The following is a 2,108-nucleotide window of genomic DNA, read 5'->3' on the forward strand; positions in this document are numbered from 1 at the left end:
CTGCCGTTCAAGATCAATGTCGTCGACAGTGACAAGGGTGCGGGCAACAACGACAGCACCAGCGGCACCCTCAACGTCAGCATCGGCGAGGGGAACAACCCGACCATCACCCTGACCGGGGTGACCCTGAAAGAAGGGCGCTTCGACGGCGCCGCCAGCGGTGCGACTGGCGACGATCAACACGCCACCGGCCACCTGACCATCACCGCCGACTCGGATCCCGTGGTGGACGTGCGGCTGACCCTCTCCGGCCAAGTATTGGATGCGAGCGGCAACCCCATCACCCACAACGGTGAGGCCCTGACCTGGCAGGAAGTGCCGGGCAGCAACGGCCACAGCTTCCAGGCGATCAGCCAAAGCGGCACCCTGGTGTTGACGGTCACCCTGCCGAACGTGCCGGGCCGCATCGAAGCTCACAGCGACGCGACCCTGGACTACCAGGTGACGGTGCACACCAACCTGGATCACGGGGCGAGCGATAACCTCAACCTGAGCCTGCCAGTACAGGTGACCGACAGCGACGGCTCTGTGATCACCGGCAACACCAATGTGGTGATCAATGATGCGGCAGACCCGAGTCTTGGCATCGACGGCGGCATCAGCCTGCAAGAAGGGGCATCGGGTCAGACAATGGATGGCCAACTGCCGGTCAATGTGGGCAGCGACTGTCTGGTGTCCCTCAACTTCGAGGCGAACCAGCCCGGCCTCGACGGTCTCACCAGCGGCGGTAAAGCCACTAGTTATCAGGTCAATGGCAACCAGATCACCCTGCTCGATGCCGCTGGCAAGGTGATTTTGACTGTCACCCTGGACCTGGACGGCAAATACCATCTGCAGCTCGACGGCGTGCTGGATCAGCCGCTGGACAGCAACAGCGTCAACCTGGGCCTGCAGGTGCAGGGCACCGATTTTGATGGGGACCAGAGCAACCTCGGCACCCTGAATATCGCCATCACCGACGGCGCCCTGCCGAGCGTGGATGCGGTCACTTTGAACCTGGTGGAAGACAGCGACTGGAGCGCCGCTCAGAGCCTCTCCGGGGATCTCAACATCACCGCCGGCACGGATCCCCTGGTCAACATCAGCTTCGATGCCAGCCAGCCTGGCCTGCAGGGGCTCACCAGCGGTGGCCAGCCGGTCGTGATCAGCGTCAGTGGCAACAGCATCAGCGGCACCGTCAACGGCCAGAACGTTTTCACCCTCACGCTTGATCAGAGAGGCCACTACGTCTTCACCCTCAACCAGCCGCTGGATCAGGGCAGTGCCGATAGCCTGCTCAAGGCGGGCTTCACCCTCACCGACAGCGACGGCGACAAGGTCTCCTCTTCCCTGAGCGTGTCTGTCGGCGATGGAGCCAACCCGGTGATCAGCGCCGTGACCGGCACCGAGATGACCGAGGCCAATCAGGGGGCCAAGGATGTGGTCAGCCACATGAGCTTCACCGTGAGTCACGGCGCCGATGCCCTCGATGCGACCAGTTTGAAGTTCGATATCGGCGCCATCCAGCAGAGCCTGGACGGTAAATACAGCAGCCACGGCAGCCCTGTTACCTTCACCCTGGACGCTGACGGCTCCCTGGTGGGCACCAGCGCCGACGGCCGCGAGGTGCTGCGCGCCGAGCTGAGCCTGGTGGATAACAACGGTAACTGGAGCGTCACGGCCAAGGTGACCCTGAGCGGTGAGCTGGATCATCAGGGCAACGAGTCCCTGGATCTGCCGCTCACCGTGACCCTGACCGACAAGGACGGGGACAGCGCCTCCACCGACTTGCCGCTGGTCATCAAGGATGGCAACGCGCCGGGCTTCGTGGCGGGCAGCGGGGTGAGCCTGGATGAGGGCAACCTCGATGGCAGCAACCCCCTGACCGGCACCGGTCACTTCAGCGTCAACGCCGGCTCGGATAGGGTGAGCGAAGTGTCGTTTGCCGATATCGCGGAGCAGCCAGCCCTGACCGCCCTAGGCCAGAGCGTGAAATACGAACTGGTGGACGGCGATGCTAGCATCCCGGGTAACCAGATCCTCAAGGGCTATGTGGAAGTCAATGGCCAGCGGGTCGAGGTGCTGCAGGTCGAAATCAGCGGCAAGCTCGACAACGCCGCCAGCAACGG

The 2,108-nt window shown here is 63.4% G+C and carries 1 protein-coding gene; it reads left to right on the top strand.

Going from position 1 to position 2,108, the window contains the following annotated elements:
- A partial coding sequence (locus LG30_RS0107870) for a T1SS-143 repeat domain-containing protein (protein WP_420796341.1) occupies positions 1-2,108 on the top strand: 2,108 nt, incomplete at both ends.

The organism is Aeromonas aquatica (assembly GCF_000764655.1).
Classification (GTDB): Bacteria; Pseudomonadota; Gammaproteobacteria; order Enterobacterales; family Aeromonadaceae; genus Aeromonas; species Aeromonas aquatica.